Here is a 15,401-nt window from a genome sequence, read left to right as displayed (position 1 = left end):
TTTAATTTTTTCTATTCTCTATCATACAATAAATTGAACGCGCTAACATCATAAAATTTAAATTTTAAAATCAAATTGGTTGAAAAAGGTCAAAGGTGGTCATATAATAAAGTCAAAGAAGGTCAAAAAGAGGTGATATCCATGCATAACATGTCCGACATCATAGAACAATACATTAAACATTTATTCGAGGAAACTAACGAAGATGTGGTAGAAATCCAACGTGCAAATATTGCACAACGATTCGATTGTGTTCCTTCCCAATTAAATTATGTTATTAAGACTCGTTTTACAAACGAACATGGTTATGAAATAGAAAGTAAACGCGGTGGTGGAGGTTATATCCGAATCACTAAAATTGAAAACAAAGATGCAACAGGTTATATTAATCACTTACTTCAATTGATTGGACCTTCTATTTCACAACAACAAGCTTATTATATAATAGATGGTTTATTAGACAAAGGATTGATTAATGACAGAGAAGCTAAAATGATACAAGCAGTTATTGATCGAGAAACACTAAAAATGGATGTCGTTGCAAGAGATATTATAAGAGCTAATATTTTAAAACGATTATTACCAGTGATTAACTATTATTAAATGAAGTGAGGTGTTTAAACGTGCTTTGCGAAAATTGCCATTTAAATGAAGCGGAAGTAAAATTAACAGTTAAAAGTAAAGACGGTACGCATGAAAAATGGGTATGCTCAATATGTGCTCAAGGCGATAATCCTTGGCATCAATCCCATGACGACACGTCTTACCATTCGCATCAAGACGATATAGAAGAAGCATTTGTGGTCAAACAAATATTACAACATCTCGCTACGAAACATGGTATTAATTTTCAAGAAATGGCGTTTAAAGAGGAGAAGCAATGTCCGACATGTCATATGACACTGAAAGATATCGCGCATGTTGGTAAATTTGGTTGTGCTAACTGCTACGCAACGTTTAAAGACGATATTATAGATATCGTTCGACGCGTACAAGGTGGACAATTTGAACATGTAGGTAAAACGCCTCAATCTTCACATAAGAAACTTGCAATTAAAAAGCAAATCGAAGAAAAAACGAAATATCTAAATAAATTAATAGAAGAACAAAACTTTGAAGAAGCTGCAGTGATTCGTGACGAAATTAAAGCATTAAAAGATGAAAGTGAGGTGTCTCGTCATGAGTGACATTCATACTAACATTAGTCAATGGATGAAAATGACTGAAGAGGCACCTGTAGTCATTTCTTCTAGAATAAGATTAGCAAGAAATCTTGAGAATCATGTTCATCCTTTGATGTTCCCGTCCGAGCAAGAAGGATTTCGAGTAATAAATGAAGTTCAAGATGCGCTTCCAGACTTACAGTTACAACGTTTAGATACAATGGATCAACAAAGTAAAATGAAATTAGTTGCGAAACATCTTGTAAGTCCTGAACTTATTAAACAACCAGCCTCTGCAGTATTGCTTAACGAAGATGAATCTCTAAGTGTGATGATTAACGAAGAAGACCACATTCGTATCCAAGCGTTAGGAACTGACTTGTCGCTCAATGATTTATATCAAAGAGCTTCAAAGATTGATGATGACTTGGACCAAGAACTAGATATTAGCTATGACGAACATTTAGGCTATCTTACAACCTGTCCAACAAATATAGGCACAGGTATGCGTGCGAGTGTCATGTTACATTTGCCTGGACTTTCCATCATGAAGAGAATGAACCGCATTGCACAGACGATTAACCGTTTTGGATTTACGATTCGAGGTATTTATGGAGAAGGTTCGCAAGTATATGGTCACATTTATCAAGTTTCAAACCAACTCACTTTAGGGAAAACTGAAGAAGAAATCATTGATAATTTAACTGAAGTCGTTAACCAAATCATCAATGAAGAGAAACAAATTAGAGAAAGACTTGATAAGCATAATCCAGTAGAAACGCTTGATAGAGTTTATCGTTCGCTAGGGATTCTACAAAATAGTAGAATTATCTCAATGGAAGAAGCATCCTATCGCTTAAGTGAAGTCAAACTCGGTATCGATTTGAATTATATAACGCTTAATGATTTTAAATTTAATGAATTAATGGTAGGTATACAGTCACCATTTTTAATAGATGAAGATGATGATAAAACAGTAAATGAAAAAAGAGCCGATTTATTAAGAGAACATATAAAATAGGAGGTATTTTATATATGCTATTTGGTAGATTAACAGAACGTGCGCAGCGAGTTTTAGCGCATGCACAAGAAGAAGCAATTCGTTTGAACCATTCAAATATTGGTACAGAACACCTTTTATTAGGTTTAATGAAAGAACCGGAAGGTATTGCTGCTAAAGTATTAGAAAGTTTTAATATTACTGAAGACAAAGTGATTGAAGAAGTTGAGAAGTTGATTGGTCACGGTCAAGAACAAATGGGCACGTTACATTATACACCTAGAGCTAAGAAAGTGATTGAACTTTCAATGGATGAAGCAAGAAAGTTACATCATAATTTCGTAGGTACAGAACACATTCTTTTAGGTTTAATCCGTGAAAATGAAGGTGTCGCAGCACGCGTGTTTGCCAACTTAGATTTAAATATCACAAAAGCACGTGCGCAAGTTGTTAAAGCTTTAGGTAGCCCAGAAATGAGTAATAAAAATGCTCAAGCAAATAAATCAAATAATACACCAACATTAGATAGTTTAGCTAGAGACCTAACTGTTATAGCGAAAGATGGTACTTTAGACCCCGTAGTAGGACGTAATAAAGAAATCACTCGTGTCATTGAAGTGTTAAGCCGTCGTACTAAAAATAATCCAGTACTTATCGGTGAACCAGGTGTAGGTAAAACAGCAATTGCTGAAGGTTTAGCACAAGCAATTGTTAATAATGAAGTACCAGAAACATTAAAAGAAAAGCGCGTCATGTCACTTGATATGGGTACTGTAGTTGCTGGTACGAAATACCGTGGTGAATTCGAAGAACGCTTGAAAAAAGTTATGGAAGAAATTCATCAAGCAGGTAACGTCATTCTATTTATTGATGAGTTACACACATTAGTTGGCGCTGGTGGTGCTGAAGGTGCTATTGATGCATCTAACATCCTTAAACCAGCCTTAGCTAGAGGAGAATTACAATGTATAGGTGCTACAACTTTAGATGAATATCGTAAAAACATTGAAAAAGATGCAGCATTAGAACGTCGTTTCCAACCCGTTCAAGTTGATGAACCAACAGTAGAAGACACAATTGAAATCTTGAAAGGCTTACGCGATCGTTATGAAGCACATCATAGAATTAATATTTCTGATGAAGCTTTAGAAGCAGCTGCAAAATTAAGTAACCGTTATGTATCTGATCGTTTCTTACCAGATAAAGCAATCGATCTTATTGATGAAGCAAGTTCTAAAGTTAGACTTAAAAGTCATACAACACCTAACAATCTTAAAGAAATTGAACAAGAAATTGAAAATGTTAAAAATGAAAAAGATGCTGCTGTTCATGCACAAGAATTTGAAAATGCAGCTAATTTAAGAGACAAACAATCTAAACTTGAAAAACAATATGAAGACGCTAAAAATGAATGGAAAAATTCTCAAGGTGGCGTAAGTACGTCATTATCTGAAGAAGATATAGCAGAAGTAATTGCAGGATGGACAGGTATTCCATTAACTAAAATTAACGAAACTGAATCTGAACGTTTACTCAATCTTGAAGATACACTCCACGAACGTGTAATTGGTCAAAATGACGCAGTGAATTCAATCAGTAAAGCTGTGAGACGTGCTCGTGCGGGACTTAAAGATCCTAAACGTCCAATCGGTAGCTTTATCTTCCTAGGACCTACAGGTGTAGGTAAAACTGAATTAGCACGTGCATTAGCTGAATCTATGTTTGGTGAAGATGATGCAATGATTCGTGTTGATATGAGTGAGTTTATGGAGAAACATGCAGTGAGTCGTTTAGTAGGTGCGCCTCCAGGCTATGTAGGCCATGACGATGGTGGTCAATTAACTGAAAAGGTAAGACGTAAACCATACTCAGTTATACTATTTGATGAAATTGAAAAAGCCCACCCTGATGTATTTAACATCCTTTTACAAGTCTTAGATGATGGCCATTTAACTGATACGAAAGGTCGTACTGTAGATTTCCGTAATACAGTCATCATCATGACTTCAAACGTTGGCGCACAAGAATTACAAGACCAACGATTTGCAGGATTTGGTGGCGCTTCTGAAGGTAACGACTATGAAACAATTCGTAAAACAATGATGAAAGAACTTAAAAATTCATTCCGTCCAGAATTCTTAAACCGTGTAGACGATATCATTGTATTCCACAAACTTTCTAAAGAAGAATTGAAAGAAATCGTTACTATGATGGTAAATAAACTTACTGCTCGTCTTTCTGAACAAAATATTAATATTGTTGTAACTGATAAAGCGAAAGAAAAAATTGCTGAAGAAGGTTACGATCCAGAATACGGTGCGCGTCCATTAATTAGAGCAATTCAAAAAACTGTAGAAGATAACTTAAGTGAATTAATCTTAGATGGTAACAAGATTGAAGGTAAAGAAGTTACTATTGATCATAATGGCGAAGAGTTTAAATATGATATTCACGAGAAAACGTCTTCAGAAAAAGAAAAGACAGAAGCTTAAATTGATATAACGCATAGAAAGCAAAATTGAATCAACGATAGTAATCTATGACAATGATTGGTATTCCTCTTTAATGGAGGGGTACCTTTTTTTATTCATAAATTTTTCTGTATGTTCAGATAAACTAATTTATCTTTATTTTTCATAGAATGCAGTGCGATGTATAAGAATTAAAATAAACTTAAGGAAATTAAATTTCTCGAAAAATCAATAATTCTCAACTCGCATAAGCATAAATTCATAATAATATTAATCGTTATCAAAATCATTCACATTTAATTTGTCATAATCAAATTGTCAGTTTAAAATAGATTTGTTCATAACAATTTGGAGGTGCAAAAGTGGCCAAGAAAAAAGTAATATTTGAATGTATGGCGTGTGGCTATCAATCTCCTAAATGGATGGGGAAGTGTCCTAATTGCGGTGCATGGAACCAAATGGAAGAAATTGTAGAGAAAGCTGCGAACCCTAAACATGGTGTAAAAACTAAAGAAGCAGCAGGAAAAGTACAGAAATTAAATAGTGTTAAACATGAGACGACGCCAAGAATTCTCACAGATTCAAAAGAATTTAACCGAGTACTTGGTGGAGGTATTGTAAGTGGGTCACTTGTGCTTATCGGAGGAGACCCAGGTATTGGTAAATCTACATTACTGTTGCAAATCTGTGCTGCGTTATCTCAAAGTAAAAATGTTTTATATATCACTGGTGAGGAATCGATAAATCAAACTAAACTACGTGCTGAGCGTTTAGAAGAAGATTCTAGTCAACTCAACGTTTTAGCTGAAACGGATTTAGAAGTTATCCACCAAACCGTTAAAGATGAACGTCCAGATCTACTCGTCGTGGATTCCATCCAAACCATTTATCATCCAGAAATAAGTTCAGCGCCAGGATCAGTGTCTCAAGTAAGAGAAAGTACACAAAGTCTGATGAATATCGCGAAGCAAATGGATATTGCGACATTTATTGTTGGGCATGTGACGAAAGAAGGTCAGATAGCAGGGCCGAGATTGCTAGAACATATGGTAGATACGGTGCTTTACTTTGAAGGCGATGAACATCATGCATACCGAATTTTAAGAGCGGTTAAAAACCGTTTTGGATCTACAAATGAGATGGGCATTTTCGAAATGAAGCAGAGTGGTTTGAAAGGTGTCTTAAATCCTTCTGAAATGTTTCTAGAAGAACGATCAACTAATGTACCAGGATCGACCATTGTGCCAACCATGGAAGGCACACGTCCTTTGCTGATTGAGGTACAAGCATTAGTTACACCTACTACGTTTAATAATCCTAGACGTATGGCTACAGGTATTGACCATAATCGGTTAAGCTTACTTATGGCAGTATTAGAAAAGAAAGAAAATTACTTGCTTCAGCAACAAGATGCATATATCAAAGTTGCAGGTGGAGTGAAGTTAACAGAACCGGCTGTAGACCTAAGTATTATAGTAGCCACTGCCTCAAGCTTTAAAGATCAAGCTGTAGACGGCTTAGACTGTTTTGTAGGTGAGGTAGGTCTAACGGGCGAAGTTCGTCGAGTCTCTCGTATAGAACAACGGATTCAAGAAGCGGCTAAACTTGGTTTCAAACGTGCGATTATCCCTCAAACAAATATAGGAGGGTGGACTTTCCCAGAAGGTATCCAAGTGATTGGTGTATCTTCTGTCCATGAAGCTTTAAAATATGCGCTCCGTTCTTCATAGAAAGTATTTTATGAAAAGAATGAAAATGTTCATCATGTATCAAAGAAGTATATATGTATTTGATGTTTTCATTCAACGCATGTCGTTTTTTACTACAATAAATTTACGCGTATGAAATCTCGATTCAATAATACTGAAATAAGTATACATACAGAGAATAGACATCCGTGAGAGGAGGATAAGGTTGAGTATCATTAGATTAATGGTGTTAGTTATTTATATTATTATCGGCGCTGCATTAGGAATTATTATTATTCCAGAAGTCGTAGCTGATATAGGTATGAAAGTTCCACCGATTATTACGAATCACTATGTAGATGGATTTGTAGGCATTATTTTATTTTTTGCTATATTTGGATTTTTTATTAAAAGAGTGACCCATGCTTTTAAAGAACTTGAACAAGTCATTATGCGACGAAGTGCAGTGGAAATTTTATTTGCAACAATTGGTCTGATTATAGGACTCTTTATCTCAGTTATGGTTTCTTTTATTTTAGAACTTATAGGAAATTCGATACTTAATCATTTTATTCCTATTATCATTACGATTATTTTATGTTATCTAGGTTTCCAATTTGGTTTAAAGAAACGCGATGAGATGTTAATGTTTTTGCCGGAAAATATGGCAAGATCCATGTCTTATAATACACGTAAAGCTATACCAAAGATTATAGATACAAGCGCGATTATTGATGGTCGTATATTAGATGTCATTCGTTGCGGTTTTATCGATGGCGATATCCTTATTCCTCAAGGAGTCATCAATGAATTACAAGTTGTAGCAGATGCAAATGATAGTGTAAAGCGTGAGAAAGGACAGCGTGGTTTAGATATCCTTAATCAACTCTATGATTTGAATTACCCTACACGTGTGATACATCCGACGAAGTCTCATAGTGATATCGATACATTACTCATTAAGTTAGCGCAACAGCATCATGCCCATGTCATTACCACTGACTATAATTTAAATAAAGTGTGTCACGTGCAAGGCATTACAGCATTAAATGTCAATGATTTATCAGAGGCGATTAAGCCAAATGTTCATCAGGGTGACCGCTTAAATATACTTTTAACTAAGATGGGGAAAGAACCTGGTCAAGGTGTAGGTTATCTAGATGATGGTACGATGGTAGTTGTTGACAACGCGAAGAAATTAATTGGTCAACAGGTTAATTTAGAAGTAGTGAGTCTATTACAAACTTCTTCAGGTAGGATTGTTTTTGCGAAACATCATGAAGAAGACACTCCCAATTCTGAAAATTAAATCAAAAGCAGGTTTCATGTGAAACGGTATATTTTGAACTGAAATATGAATTTTACATGAAACCTTTTTATATATAAAGGGAAGTTTGAAGAAGACTTACGTAAACAATAGACTTATCAAAGACGCATTTAAGTGCTACAATATTACTGAATGTTATGTAAGAATGAATAATCAATTATTGAGGGAAGTTATTCACAAAGGAATGGTCCAACACATCATTAACTTTTGAATAACTTTTTTAAAATTGAATTAAACCATCAAAAACTTGGCAGCTTACATGCTTAAATTGGTTTGAAAAGTGGCTAAAAAATAAAGAAATTACAATTGCTTTTAAAATGTAATGATTTCTTTTAATCAACTTCTGCCATTACATCAGCCCATAATTAATAATCATAGGAGTGAATATAATGAGTGAACGCATTAGAGTAAGATATGCACCGAGTCCAACTGGATACTTGCATATTGGTAATGCTCGAACAGCATTATTTAACTATTTATTTGCGAAACATTATGATGGAGATTTTGTTGTTCGTATTGAAGATACAGATAGCAAACGTAACCTCGAAGACGGAGAATCTTCTCAATTTGATAACTTAAAATGGTTAGGCTTAGATTGGGATGAATCTATCGATAAAGATAAAGGTTATGGTCCATACCGCCAATCTGAACGTGCGGACATTTATAACCCACTAATTCAACAATTACTTGACGAAGATAAAGCATATAAATGTTATATGACAGAAGAAGAATTAGAAGAAGAACGTGAAGGACAAATTGCTCGTGGTGAAATGCCTCGTTACGGTGGTCAGCATGCACACTTAACAGAAGAACAACGTCAACAATTCGAGGCAGAAGGCCGTAAACCTTCTATTCGTTTCCGTGTGCCTAAAGATAAGACTTATACATTTAACGATATGGTTAAAGGTGAAATTTCATTCGACTCTAATAATATAGGCGACTGGGTTATCGTGAAAAAAGACGGTGTACCAACATATAACTTTGCAGTTGCTGTAGATGATCATTATATGAAAATTTCAGATGTTATTCGTGGCGACGACCATGTTTCTAACACACCAAAACAATTAATGATTTATGAAGCGTTTGGTTGGGAACCACCACGTTTTGGACATATGGCCCTTATTGTTAACGAAGAACGTAAGAAGTTAAGTAAACGTGACGGTCAAATCCTACAGTTTATTGAACAATATCGTGACTTAGGCTATTTACCAGAAGCACTATTCAACTTTATTACATTATTGGGTTGGTCACCTGAAGGCGAAGAAGAAATCTTTTCTAAAGAAGAATTTATTAAAATCTTTGATGAAAAACGTTTATCTAAATCACCTGCAATGTTTGATAGACAAAAATTAGCTTGGGTAAACAACCAATACATGAAAACGAAAGACACTGAAACAGTATTTGAATTGGCTTTACCGCATCTAATTAAAGCAAACCTCATCCCTGAAAATCCTTCTGAAGAAGATAAAGATTGGGGACGTAAACTTGTTGCACTTTATCAAAAAGAAATGAGTTATGCAGGTGAAATCGTTCCATTATCAGAAATGTTCTTCCATGAAATGCCTGAACTTAATGAAGAAGAACAAGAAGTTGTCAATGGTGAACAAGTTCCAGAATTAATGAACCACTTGTATGGTAAATTAGAAGCTTTAGAACCATTTGAAGCTGCTGAAATCAAGAAAACAATTAAAGAAGTTCAAAAAGAAACTGGAATCAAAGGTAAACAATTGTTTATGCCTATTCGTGTAGCTGTAACAGGACAAATGCACGGACCAGAATTACCAAATACAATTGAAGTATTAGGTAAAGAAAAAGTATTATCTCGTTTACAAAAATATGTATAAGAGCTTTCAAGATTGTCATTTACATACGCTGAATTCATTTTTCTAAAAAGCGTATGTTACGACTTGAAATTTCACTACTAACGACCTATTATTATAACTATAAAATGAATCAAAGGATTAGTAATTAATCATTATATGACTCAGAGAGTGTGCGGTAGCTGCGAGCATACCATATAGATTAATGAATGCACCTTTGCTACTTTAAATAAATAATGATAATGAGAGTAATGAATACGATTATAAGTATCATTGCTGAATGAAGAGTGGAACCGTGCGATAGCGCCTCTAGCAACTGAATTGTTAGAGGTGCTATTTTGATATCATGAATTTTTAAATCAGGCACATGTATTAAAAAAGCATTGATGAAATAAAAATCAATTTGATTAGGCTAAGGGGGAGAAGGTCTTGTTAAAAAGAATGAGAGACGATATAAAAATGGTGTTTGAACAGGATCCAGCAGCACGCTCAACTTTAGAAGTTGTTACTACTTACGCGGGATTACATGCAGTATGGAGTCATTTAGTAGCGCATAAACTTTATAATAAAAAGCGCTATGTTGCAGCGAGAGTTATTTCACAAGTGTCACGATTTTTCACAGGAATAGAAATTCATCCTGGTGCTAAAATAGGCAAACGTTTATTTATTGACCATGGTATGGGTGTCGTTATTGGTGAAACATGTACAATCGGGGATAATGTCACAATTTACCAAGGTGTGACACTAGGCGGTACAGGAAAAGAAAAAGGGAAACGTCATCCTGATATTGGAGATAATGTTTTAATCGCCGCAGGTTCTAAAGTTTTAGGTAATATACAAATTGATTCAAATGTAAATATTGGTGCGAATTCTGTTGTACTACAATCTGTACCAAGTTATACAACTGTTGTCGGTATTCCAGGTCACATTGTTAAGCAAGAAGGCAAACGAATTGGTAAAACATTTGACCATCGTAATTTACCGGATCCACTTTTCGAACAAATCAAACATTTAGAACGACAACTTGAAAAAGCTAAGAATGGAGAGATTCAAGATGATTACATTATATAATACGTTAACACGTCGGAAAGAAACATTTGAGCCGATTGAACCAGGTAAGGTGAAAATGTATGTATGTGGTCCGACGGTTTACAATTATATTCACATCGGGAATGCACGACCTGCAATTAATTATGATGTAGTCAGAAGATACTTTGAATACAAAGGATATGAAGTTATTTACGTTTCAAATTTTACAGACGTAGATGATAAATTAATCAACCGCTCTAAGGAATTAAATGAAAGTGTCCCAGAAATTGCTGAGAAATATATCAAAGCATTTTACGAAGATGTTGGTGCTTTAAACGTCAAAAAAGCAACATCAAATCCACGCGTGATGAATCATATGCAAGAAATTATTGATTTCATCAAAGAACTCGTAGATGAAGGATATGCTTATGAAAGTGATGGCGATGTTTATTTTAGAACACGTCAGTTTAATGGATATGGTAAACTCAGCCATCAATCGTTAGATGACCTCAAAGTAGGTGCACGAATTGAAGCTGGTGAGCAAAAGGAAGACGCCCTAGACTTTACGTTATGGAAGAAAGCGAAACCTGGAGAAATTAGCTGGGATAGTCCATTCGGTGAAGGCCGTCCAGGTTGGCATATTGAATGCTCTGTAATGGCTTACCACGAGTTAGGACCAACGATAGATATTCATGCTGGTGGTTCCGATTTACAATTCCCACACCATGAAAATGAAATTGCCCAATCAGAAGCACACAATCACGCACCATTCGCTAACTATTGGATGCATAATGGTTTTATTAATATCGACAATGAAAAAATGAGTAAATCATTAGGTAACTTTATTTTAGTGCATGACATTATTAAAGAAATAGATCCTGATGTACTTCGATTCTTCATGATTAGTGTACATTATCGTAGTCCTATCAATTATAATTTAGAACTTGTGGGTGCAGCTCGAAGCGGTTTAGAACGTATACGTAACAGCTATAAACTTATAGAAGAACGTGAAGCGATTGCTACAGATTTAGAAGAACACACAGAATATATGAATCAAATTGATGAAATTCTTAAACAATTCGAAACTGTAATGGATGACGACTTCAACACTGCCAATGCTGTAACTGCATGGTATGATTTAGCTAAACTCGCTAATAAATATGTTCTTGAAAATACAACTTCCACAAAGGTATTCAATAAATTTAAAGAAGTATATCAAATCTTTAGTGATGTTCTTGGCGTTCCTCTTAAAGGAAAAGAAGCTGATGAGTTATTAGATGAAGAGATTGAGAAATTAATAGAAGAGCGTAATGAAGCCCGTAAAAATAAAGATTTCGCTCGTGCGGATGAAATTAGAGATATGCTTAAAGAACGCAACATTATTTTAGAAGATACACCACAAGGTGTAAGATTTAAGCGTGGTTAAATGATGAATGTTAAATTGTTAAATCCGCTTACACTTGCATACATGGGCGATGCTGTTTTGGATCAACATATTCGAGAATACATTGTTCTTAAGTTGCAAAGTAAACCCAATCGTTTACACCAAGTATCAAAACAATATGTTTCTGCTAAAAGTCAAGCACAGACATTAGAACGATTAATCTCAGATGATTGGTTCACTGAAGAAGAGTTGAATGTCTTGAAAAGAGGGCGCAACGCTAAAAGTTACACAAAAGCTAAAAATACAGATATTCAAACATATCGAAAAAGTTCAGCATTAGAAGCTGTTATAGGTTTTTTATATTTAGATCATCAACAAACGCGTTTAGAAGAATTACTTCATAACATTGTTGAAATAGTAAATGAAAGGTAGTGTGGATGTGGAAGATATCGTCATAGTAGGCAGACATGCAGTTAAAGAGGCAATTATTTCAGGCCATGCCATTAATAAAATTTTGATTCAAGATGGTATAAAAAAACAACAAATCAACGAAATTTTAAAAAATGCAAAAGCTCAAAAACTGATTGTTCAAACAGTACCGAAATCTAAATTAGATTTTTTATCAAATGCACCTCACCAAGGCGTTGCTGCATTAGTCGCCCCATATGAATATGCAGATTTTGACCAATTTTTACAAAGTCAAAAAGATAAAGATGGTTTTTCTACTGTAATGATTTTGGATGGTTTAGAAGATCCGCATAATCTGGGTTCAATATTAAGAACTGCTGATGCTTCAGGTGTCGATGGCGTTATCATACCTAAAAGACGTTCAGTAGCCTTAACACAAACTGTTGCTAAAGCTTCAACAGGAGCAATACAACATGTTCCAGTTATTCGTGTAACTAACCTTTCTAAAACGATTGACGAATTAAAGGATAATGGTTTTTGGGTTGCAGGCACTGCAGCGAATAATGCTACAGATTATAGAGACTTACAAGCGGATATGTCTTTAGCTATCGTTATTGGCAGTGAAGGTCAAGGTATGAGTCGCTTAGTCAGTGATAAATGCGACTTTTACATTAAAATACCTATGGTCGGTCATGTAAATAGTCTTAACGCTTCTGTAGCAGCGAGTTTGATGATGTATGAAGTTTTCCGTAAAAGAAATGAAACTGAGGCATCCTCATGAAAGAAAGATATTTAATTATCGATGGCTATAACATGATAGGTCAATCGCCGACACTCAGTGCGGTAGCTAAAGAAAGTTTAGAAGAAGCACGAGAACAACTTTTAGACGCTATTGCGAATTACAATGCACTGATTGCAGATGAAATTGTTTGTGTTTTTGATGCGTATGAACAATCAGGTATCGAACGCGAATATGTGTATCACGGTGTAAAAACAGTGTTCACTAAAGAAAAGGAAACTGCAGATAGCTTTATTGAGCGCTATGTCTATGAGCTATATGACAAACATACAACGCATATTACTGTTGTAACGAGCGATATGAGTGAACAACATGCAATATTTGGCTCAGGTGCCTACCGTATTTCCTCAAGAGAAATGTGGCGCGATTTAAAAGAAAATGAAATAACAGTGAGTAAATCCATTGATGATTTTAGTGAAAAGAAGCCAAGAACTCGAATTCAGCTATCAAATGAAATACTAGAAGAATTTGAAAAAATAAGACGCGGAAACCATCATAAAGACTGATTTGGTACTATTGCGAATTTGACCTTTCTTCATTTAAACTAACCTAAATTTATACGGAAGGTTAGGTAAATCAGTTTGAATAATAAACATCACGAGCAAACATCAAAGTGTTATTTTACTGATGCAAATGAAGACATTGATCAATTATTTATAACGTTACTTGAAGAATTAAGGCCATTTATTTTTAGAAAGATTGGTTACTTAACATCAAATCAATTTGATATTGAAGATATGTATCAAGATATTCTCATAAAAATGTATCTAGCTCTTCAAAATTTTGATTTTAGTAGGTCTATACCATTCAAAAGGTATTTATATTTTCTTATCCGTTCTGTTAAATATGACTATTTGAGAAAGTTGAAAGCTGAACGCCACCGTGAGCCATTACTTATAAATGAGTGTGTAGTGGATTACAATTGTGCTTTAGCAATTGATGAAGTTGAGCGGTCATTTTTCAGAAAAGAATTGTCGAAGGAATTCAACAAACAAGTATTTACATTAAGCAGAATGGAAAAGGAGATTATACATTTAGTAAGAAGAGAGTATAAACCGAGAGAAATAGCACATATATTAAGATTAAGAGATAAAGACGTTTACAATGCTATACAACGTTGTAAAATTAAAATGAAACGGCAATTAAAGAAGTAATATATGTAAGATAATTCTTATTATCTAAGCAATTTCAACCAGAAAAGGAAGTTTGACATTTATAACGACATTTATGTATAGTATATTGGTATTATAATGAGTAAAGGTGAATAAACGTGAAGAAAGTACCTTTAAATTGTGAAGTTTGCGGCAATCGAAATTATAATGTCCCTAAAAAGGAAGGTTCAGCAACAAGATTAACTTTAAAAAAGTATTGCCCAAAGTGTAATGCGCATACAGTTCATAAAGAATCAAAATAGAGTAATATTAAGTTGAATGTGACTTAGAATCGAGTCTGAAAATGTGGAGGTCTTACTAATGGCTAAAAAAGAGAACTTCTTTAAAGGCGTTAAGTCAGAAATGGAAAAGACAAGTTGGCCAACAAAAGAAGAATTGTTCAAATATACTGTAATCGTTGTATCTACAGTTATTTTCTTCTTAGTCTTTTTCTATGCGTTAGATATAGGAATTAATGCATTGAAACAATTATTATTAGGTTAGGAGTGAAGACATGTCTGAAGAAGTGGGCGCAAAGCGTTGGTATGCTGTGCATACCTATTCTGGATATGAAAACAAAGTTAAAAAGAATTTAGAAAAAAGAGTAGAATCTATGAATATGACAGAACAGATTTTCAGAGTTGTCATACCAGAAGAGGAAGAAACACAAGTTAAAGACGGTAAAGCGAAGAAACTTGTTAAAAAAACATTCCCTGGCTACGTACTTGTAGAATTAGTAATGACTGATGAATCATGGTATGTAGTTAGAAATACACCTGGTGTTACAGGGTTCGTAGGTTCAGCAGGAGCAGGTTCAAAACCGAACCCGCTACTTCCTGAAGAAGTGCGCTTCATTCTTAAGCAAATGGGACTTAAAGAAAAAACAATTGATGTTGAACTTGACGTAGGTGAACAAGTTCGCATTAAATCAGGACCTTTTGCAAATCAAGTTGGCGAAGTACAAGAAATTGAAGCTGATAAATTTAAATTAACTGTACTTGTAGATATGTTTGGTCGTGAAACACCAGTAGAAGTTGAATTCGATCAAATAGAAAAGCTTTAATCTGAATTTATAAAGGCTCATTTGAAAAACAATAAAAAACTTTCAATTAAAAGATGAAATTTTACTATTGATTTTTCAATAGGGCGAGTGTTAAAATA

At 34.5% G+C, this 15,401-nt stretch carries 16 protein-coding genes; all 16 read left to right on the top strand.

The window, feature by feature from the left end:
- Positions 1-141 precede the first annotated feature (141 nt).
- The 16 genes from JMUB898_RS11680 to nusG all read left to right on the top strand — a co-directional run bounded on the left by JMUB898_RS11680 (position 142) and on the right by nusG (position 15,303).
- Positions 142-603 carry a CtsR family transcriptional regulator gene (locus tag JMUB898_RS11680; protein WP_037541112.1) on the top strand — a complete coding sequence of 154 codons (462 nt, stop codon included), beginning with the start codon at positions 142-144 and terminating at the stop codon, positions 601-603.
- 20 nt (positions 604-623) lie between these two features.
- Positions 624-1,187: a UvrB/UvrC motif-containing protein gene (locus JMUB898_RS11675; RefSeq protein ID WP_002441061.1), complete on the top strand. Its 564-nt coding sequence runs from the start codon at positions 624-626 to the stop codon at positions 1,185-1,187.
- Entirely contained in the window at positions 1,180-2,184 is a 1,005-nt protein-coding gene (locus JMUB898_RS11670) for a protein arginine kinase (protein ID WP_002441063.1), read from the top strand. The genes JMUB898_RS11675 and JMUB898_RS11670 overlap by 8 nt, the downstream gene beginning before the upstream one ends.
- A gap of 14 nt (positions 2,185-2,198) precedes the next feature.
- Positions 2,199-4,655 carry an ATP-dependent Clp protease ATP-binding subunit gene (locus JMUB898_RS11665; RefSeq protein ID WP_002441066.1) on the top strand — a complete coding sequence of 819 codons (2,457 nt, stop codon included), beginning with the start codon at positions 2,199-2,201 and terminating at the stop codon, positions 4,653-4,655.
- A gap of 341 nt (positions 4,656-4,996) precedes the next feature.
- Positions 4,997-6,364, top strand: coding sequence for a DNA repair protein RadA (gene radA / locus JMUB898_RS11660; RefSeq protein WP_002441068.1), 1,368 nt, complete (start codon positions 4,997-4,999; stop codon positions 6,362-6,364).
- A gap of 202 nt (positions 6,365-6,566) precedes the next feature.
- Positions 6,567-7,631 carry a PIN/TRAM domain-containing protein gene (locus JMUB898_RS11655; protein ID WP_002441071.1) on the top strand — a complete coding sequence of 355 codons (1,065 nt, stop codon included), beginning with the start codon at positions 6,567-6,569 and terminating at the stop codon, positions 7,629-7,631.
- A 407-nt stretch (positions 7,632-8,038) separates the two neighbouring features.
- Positions 8,039-9,493 carry a glutamate--tRNA ligase gene (gene gltX / locus JMUB898_RS11650; protein WP_002441075.1) on the top strand — a complete coding sequence of 485 codons (1,455 nt, stop codon included), beginning with the start codon at positions 8,039-8,041 and terminating at the stop codon, positions 9,491-9,493.
- 417 nt (positions 9,494-9,910) lie between these two features.
- Positions 9,911-10,540 carry a serine O-acetyltransferase gene (gene cysE, locus JMUB898_RS11645; RefSeq protein ID WP_002441077.1) on the top strand — a complete coding sequence of 210 codons (630 nt, stop codon included), beginning with the start codon at positions 9,911-9,913 and terminating at the stop codon, positions 10,538-10,540.
- Positions 10,524-11,924 carry a cysteine--tRNA ligase gene (cysS, locus tag JMUB898_RS11640; RefSeq protein WP_002441079.1) on the top strand — a complete coding sequence of 467 codons (1,401 nt, stop codon included), beginning with the start codon at positions 10,524-10,526 and terminating at the stop codon, positions 11,922-11,924. The genes cysE and cysS overlap by 17 nt, the downstream gene beginning before the upstream one ends.
- A 3-nt stretch (positions 11,925-11,927) precedes the next feature.
- Entirely contained in the window at positions 11,928-12,314 is a 387-nt protein-coding gene (locus tag JMUB898_RS11635; RefSeq protein WP_037541525.1) for a Mini-ribonuclease 3, read from the top strand.
- A gap of 7 nt (positions 12,315-12,321) precedes the next feature.
- On the top strand, positions 12,322-13,071 hold the full coding sequence (rlmB, locus tag JMUB898_RS11630) for a 23S rRNA (guanosine(2251)-2'-O)-methyltransferase RlmB (protein ID WP_037541526.1): 750 nt from the start codon (positions 12,322-12,324) through the stop codon (positions 13,069-13,071).
- Positions 13,068-13,595 carry an NYN domain-containing protein gene (locus tag JMUB898_RS11625; protein ID WP_002441085.1) on the top strand — a complete coding sequence of 176 codons (528 nt, stop codon included), beginning with the start codon at positions 13,068-13,070 and terminating at the stop codon, positions 13,593-13,595. The genes rlmB and JMUB898_RS11625 overlap by 4 nt, the downstream gene beginning before the upstream one ends.
- A 69-nt stretch (positions 13,596-13,664) precedes the next feature.
- Positions 13,665-14,243: an RNA polymerase sigma factor gene (locus JMUB898_RS11620; RefSeq protein ID WP_172594647.1), complete on the top strand. Its 579-nt coding sequence runs from the start codon at positions 13,665-13,667 to the stop codon at positions 14,241-14,243.
- A 116-nt stretch (positions 14,244-14,359) separates the two neighbouring features.
- The gene (rpmG, locus tag JMUB898_RS11615; protein ID WP_002441090.1) at positions 14,360-14,503 is read left to right on the top strand and encodes a 50S ribosomal protein L33; all 144 of its coding nucleotides are present in this window, start codon (positions 14,360-14,362) and stop codon (positions 14,501-14,503) included.
- Positions 14,504-14,561: 58 nt separating this feature from the next.
- Entirely contained in the window at positions 14,562-14,744 is a 183-nt protein-coding gene (gene secE, locus JMUB898_RS11610; protein ID WP_037541116.1) for a preprotein translocase subunit SecE, read from the top strand.
- 10 nt (positions 14,745-14,754) lie between these two features.
- Positions 14,755-15,303: a transcription termination/antitermination protein NusG gene (gene nusG / locus JMUB898_RS11605; protein ID WP_002441094.1), complete on the top strand. Its 549-nt coding sequence runs from the start codon at positions 14,755-14,757 to the stop codon at positions 15,301-15,303.
- Positions 15,304-15,401: the final 98 nt, after the last annotated feature.

Origin of the sequence: Staphylococcus caprae (genome assembly GCF_003966625.1) — a bacterium.
GTDB lineage: Bacteria > Bacillota > Bacilli > Staphylococcales > Staphylococcaceae > Staphylococcus > Staphylococcus caprae.
The sequence above is the reverse complement of the archived record's forward strand: the minus strand, read 5'-3'. Positions and strand labels throughout refer to the sequence as shown.

Excerpts from the sequence above, each read along its gene's own strand:
- JMUB898_RS11635 (WP_037541525.1), top strand. The coding sequence starts at position 11,928 with ATGAATGTTAAATTGTTAAATCCGCTTACACTTGCATACATGGGCGAT.
- JMUB898_RS11665 (WP_002441066.1), top strand. The coding sequence starts at position 2,199 with ATGCTATTTGGTAGATTAACAGAACGTGCGCAGCGAGTTTTAGCGCAT.
- JMUB898_RS11680 (WP_037541112.1), top strand. The coding sequence starts at position 142 with ATGCATAACATGTCCGACATCATAGAACAATACATTAAACATTTATTC.
- JMUB898_RS11670 (WP_002441063.1), top strand. The coding sequence starts at position 1,180 with ATGAGTGACATTCATACTAACATTAGTCAATGGATGAAAATGACTGAA.
- nusG (WP_002441094.1), top strand. The coding sequence starts at position 14,755 with ATGTCTGAAGAAGTGGGCGCAAAGCGTTGGTATGCTGTGCATACCTAT.
- JMUB898_RS11655 (WP_002441071.1), top strand. The coding sequence starts at position 6,567 with ATGGTGTTAGTTATTTATATTATTATCGGCGCTGCATTAGGAATTATT.
- secE (WP_037541116.1), top strand. The coding sequence starts at position 14,562 with ATGGCTAAAAAAGAGAACTTCTTTAAAGGCGTTAAGTCAGAAATGGAA.
- JMUB898_RS11625 (WP_002441085.1), top strand. The coding sequence starts at position 13,068 with ATGAAAGAAAGATATTTAATTATCGATGGCTATAACATGATAGGTCAA.
- cysS (WP_002441079.1), top strand. The coding sequence starts at position 10,524 with ATGATTACATTATATAATACGTTAACACGTCGGAAAGAAACATTTGAG.
- cysE (WP_002441077.1), top strand. The coding sequence starts at position 9,911 with ATGAGAGACGATATAAAAATGGTGTTTGAACAGGATCCAGCAGCACGC.
- gltX (WP_002441075.1), top strand. The coding sequence starts at position 8,039 with ATGAGTGAACGCATTAGAGTAAGATATGCACCGAGTCCAACTGGATAC.